The sequence below is a fragment of the Ilumatobacter sp. genome, assembly GCF_041688325.1.
In the GTDB taxonomy this organism is placed as follows: Bacteria; Actinomycetota; Acidimicrobiia; order Acidimicrobiales; family Ilumatobacteraceae; genus Ilumatobacter_A.
In genome coordinates this window covers 1-3,658 of sequence record NZ_JBDNIJ010000426.1, presented here as the reverse complement: position 1 = coordinate 3,658, position 3,658 = coordinate 1, and the positions used below count along the sequence as shown (strand labels likewise).

Below are 3,658 nucleotides of genomic sequence, written 5' to 3'. Positions count from 1 at the left end.
GTGGGAAAGAAATGCCTCCTCGATCTTGGCAGCGAGCCGCGGTGAGCGCTTCTTGATCGTGTTGCGGATCCGGGTCTTACCGGCAGCCCGCATCGCGGTCGGCGTCGACCACTTCGCGAGAAGATCGCGGACACCGACCTGAACGAGGCGCTGCCCAACAACGCGTTCAAGTCCTGGTGACAGGGCTGTGAGGGCGTCTCGTGTGCGGTTGATAATCCGGTTTGCGTCGGTTGCCAGATCGCGTCGCGGCCGACACCCACGCGTCTCGCGGGTCAGTCTTGGCTGAACCGGCGTGGAGGTCGGCTGCTCGGCGCATCTGTAGCCCGGTTGAAGGGGACCGGAACTTCTTGTTGAGTAGCGACTGCCAGGAGCAGTTGCTTGTTTGATGCGGTCATGTCGATCACGATCGCGACGCATCCGTGAGCACTTGCGTCGTCGATCAGTTTCTCGATCGCGGTCTGATCGTTGAGGACCGGACCGGCGAACAACTCGATGCCGTTGGTCGTGGTTGCTTGCGCGAAGTGATCCATCTTGGCCATATCAACGCCGACGAACACTCCGATCTCGGATAGTTCCATCTCACCCTCCCAGGGGTCGTTGTTCTGGTCTGTTTCAACCGTCCGACGTCGAGATGCTGCGCGGCCGTTGCAGTCCGATCAAACGGGCCAGCTCGGTGAGCGTTCTGCCGGTGTCGATGATGTCATCGACAATCAACCGGCTGCCACCGAGGTCACGGTCGATCGACGCCGCGAGATCACGCACCGTCGCCGAAATCTCCTCGGCGCTGAACAACACCGTGTGCCTGTCGGCCATCACTCGACAGTACAACCACCAACGTCTGGGCCGTCCGCACCGAACATCGGCATGTGACCCCGGATCGCTGCGTTGAACGAGCCCGTCATTGCTGCATCTGCCGGCCGGCCGGCCGCCACGCACCACGAAGTCAGGAATGAGTGCCCGCACGAAGCTGGGCGATGACGGGGTGAGGTCGACCCAGGGCGTCGTCGGTCGTTCATACCAATCTCCAACCGGATTTCAACCACGCCCAAACCCTGGTGCCGCAACATCGAACCCGAATACAAGACCTCGGCACCGACGCCGCGGTCACCGCCGGCCGACCTTCGGCCATCAACATCGGAGCAGACATGACAGTTACTACCGGGCACCGTCCAAGCAGAAACACGCGTCCTCAGCCGACAGCCTTCTTCACGGTCGCCGTGGTCGCCGTGATCGCCCTCGTGGGAGTCGCGGCGCTGCGATCGAGCGATGCACCGTCCCACAACGCCGAGGTTCCGGCTGCGCCAGCCGTATATGTCGCGAGTGCTGCTGATTTGTTCGAGCAGCGTGTCGCGAACTGATCGAGTTCAACGAGTGGTCGAACCTCGAACAGGTCAAGGCGGGGTGCCCGGGCCTCGTCGCTGCGTCGATCGACCGTGTCGAGAGAGGTTTGCCCGCAATGCAGTACACGTGGACGCCGTCGAGCTATCTGACCCGGCTCGTCCCCGGCGAGACGGTGCTCTGGCTCAGTGTCGGCGGCCCCGACCAGGTGCTCGACGGTTCCACCGCCGGTGGCTTCGATTTCGCCAGCGCCGACCCGGCACCGCTCGGCGATGCCTGCACCGCCGATCCGTGCTGGATCGGTTGGGAGGTTGCGGACATCCGCGTCGCCGCCAACAAGGAATTCGCCGACGCCAACCCGTTGGCCGTTGCGCTCTTCGAGGTCGTCGAGCTGAACGTCGCCGACATCGCCACGCAAAACGTGCGGTACGAAAACGGCGAGAACACCGGCGCCGACGTTGAGCGTCACGCAATGGATTGGATCGACTCCAATCGATCGCTCGTCGACCAGTGGCTCGATACGGCGAAAGCAGCTGATGAATGAGGAGACCGGTCTGGCCTTGCACCTGAGCTCGACGCCCTCGCTCGACGCGCCATCGACCCGAAGTCGAGTTCCGAGATGGTGAGCACTGGCGTGTCCAGTTCCCCGTGCTCATTGTATTTGCAGTGCATTGCGGGTGAGGAACGTCGACACATTTGAGCGGACGGTTCCCTGGTTGGACACCTACATTTCCGGACATGAAGTCCCGCGGTGACGTACCGAGTTCGGTTCGGAACGCCGCGACGAAGGAACTCGGCGAGGAGTAGCCAACGGCGACGGCGATGTTCGTCACGGTTCACCCGTCGGCGAGTCTGGCAACTGAGGAGGGCCCCGGCGCGTCGCGGCCACTCACCCAAGCTCATTCCTGTCTCAGCGCTGAAGCGCCGCTCAATCGTTCTACGATTCGCATTGGCTTCCCGAAGACGATCGTCCAACGGGTGTGCGGGATTCGACATGATCGCGTGTGCAATGTTTCTTGCGATTGGATCGTCCGGCAGTGGCAGGTGCAGCGACGCACCCGGTTCGAGAGCGAGTTGCTCGGAGAGCAGTGTGACGGTGCAGCGCTCGATCTGCAGCCGTGTCCCATCGGGCACGCGCAGCGCCCGATGAGCGGAATCGTCCAGGCCACTGATTCGGTCAGCGCAGTGAACAGCCCGGTGTGAGCGAACACGACGTAGTCCCAGCCCGCCTCAGTCGGCAACGCGACCCGACCGGGCGGATGCGTGATCGAGTGGCTCCGAATACAACAGCGTCGCCAACTCCTCGCCAACGATCCGGCACCGGGGGTTCGAGTGCACCTTCGGCGTCGACGATGTCGACGCCACGAGAGAGCGCGTCGTCGCAGCAGGAGGCGGCATCCTGATGGAGAAGTTCACCATCTCTAACGTCGGTCACCTCATTGCTTTCCAAGACCCCGGCAGCAACCCCGTCATGGCAATGGAATACGACAGCGCTGCGGAGTAGCGGCAAATGAGATGAGCAGGTCAAAACGACCGATCGACGAGTTGGGACAGATCGCGTCGAAAAAGGGAGTGAGACCGTCACCTGCCAGCTACAGCTCGTCCGGTATGTCATGAACCGAGTGAAGTGGTGCACATGATGACGACTCAGATCTGCACTGCGCCCACGTTGGCCCCGCCAAACGATGCGGCCCCGTTCGTCGTCGTGTCGGGCATCGAGGGCACACAGCTGGTCGGCTCATGAGCGATGAACCCGGTTCCGTGGTGTTGTACGAAGAACGTGACGACATCGCGATCATCACGCTGAATCGTCCGCACAAAAAGAACACACTGACCGACGCAATGATCCAAGGCGTCGCCGACGGGATCGACGCCGCAACCAAGTCACGTGACGTGGCGGCGATCGTGCTGCGTGGCGCCGACGGCACGCTCACGGCTGGCTACGACCTCACGAACGCCAATGACTTCTCTGAATCCATCGATGGCCCACCCGGATGGTCGACGCCCTACGGCGCCAAGGGGCCAGCGCCACGTGCGGGCGCATGGGACCCCGTGCGGGACTACCAGTTCATGAACAACAACGTCCGCAGATTCATGAAGATCTGGGAGTGTCCAAAGCCCGTGATCGGTGAGATCACCGGGTGGGCAGTCGGCGGAGCCACTGATCTGGTGCTCTGCGCCGACCTGCTGTATATGGCTGAAGACGCGCACATCGGGTACGCACCAAGCCGCATCTACGGCACGCCGACGACCATGATGTGGGTCCACCGGCTGGGTCTCGAACATGCCAAGCAGTTCTTGCTGACCGGCCGGGCCATCG

At 62.5% G+C, this 3,658-nt stretch carries 5 protein-coding genes; 3 read left to right on the top strand and 2 right to left on the bottom strand.

The features are described from left to right. Positions 1–272 precede the first annotated feature (272 nt). Both ACH2EI_RS20830 and ACH2EI_RS20825 read right to left on the bottom strand, forming a co-directional pair. The gene (locus ACH2EI_RS20830; RefSeq protein ID WP_395156500.1) at positions 273–578 is read right to left on the bottom strand and encodes a transposase; all 306 of its coding nucleotides are present in this window, start codon (positions 576–578) and stop codon (positions 273–275) included. Positions 579–612: 34 nt separating this feature from the next. Continuing rightward, on the bottom strand, positions 613–813 hold the full coding sequence (locus ACH2EI_RS20825) for a phosphoribosyltransferase family protein (protein ID WP_395156498.1): 201 nt from the start codon (positions 811–813) through the stop codon (positions 613–615). Between the two features lie 332 nt (positions 814–1,145). Between ACH2EI_RS20825 and ACH2EI_RS20820 the strand changes: the two genes are divergently transcribed. From ACH2EI_RS20820 to ACH2EI_RS20810, 3 genes are all read left to right on the top strand, one after another. After that, positions 1,146–1,358 carry a hypothetical protein gene (locus ACH2EI_RS20820; protein ID WP_395156496.1) on the top strand — a complete coding sequence of 71 codons (213 nt, stop codon included), beginning with the start codon at positions 1,146–1,148 and terminating at the stop codon, positions 1,356–1,358. Beyond that, entirely contained in the window at positions 1,355–1,882 is a 528-nt protein-coding gene (locus tag ACH2EI_RS20815; protein ID WP_395156502.1) for a glycine betaine ABC transporter substrate-binding protein, read from the top strand. The genes ACH2EI_RS20820 and ACH2EI_RS20815 overlap by 4 nt, the downstream gene beginning before the upstream one ends. A 1,196-nt stretch (positions 1,883–3,078) precedes the next feature. Next, the coding region (locus ACH2EI_RS20810; protein WP_395156494.1) for an enoyl-CoA hydratase-related protein at positions 3,079–3,658 on the top strand (580 nt) is incomplete at its 3' end.

Coding starts and splice junctions, on each gene's coding strand:
- ACH2EI_RS20830 (WP_395156500.1), bottom strand. CDS start 578: ATGGAACTATCCGAGATCGGAGTGTTCGTCGGCGTTGATATGGCCAAG.
- ACH2EI_RS20825 (WP_395156498.1), bottom strand. CDS start 813: ATGGCCGACAGGCACACGGTGTTGTTCAGCGCCGAGGAGATTTCGGCG.
- ACH2EI_RS20820 (WP_395156496.1), top strand. CDS start 1,146: ATGACAGTTACTACCGGGCACCGTCCAAGCAGAAACACGCGTCCTCAG.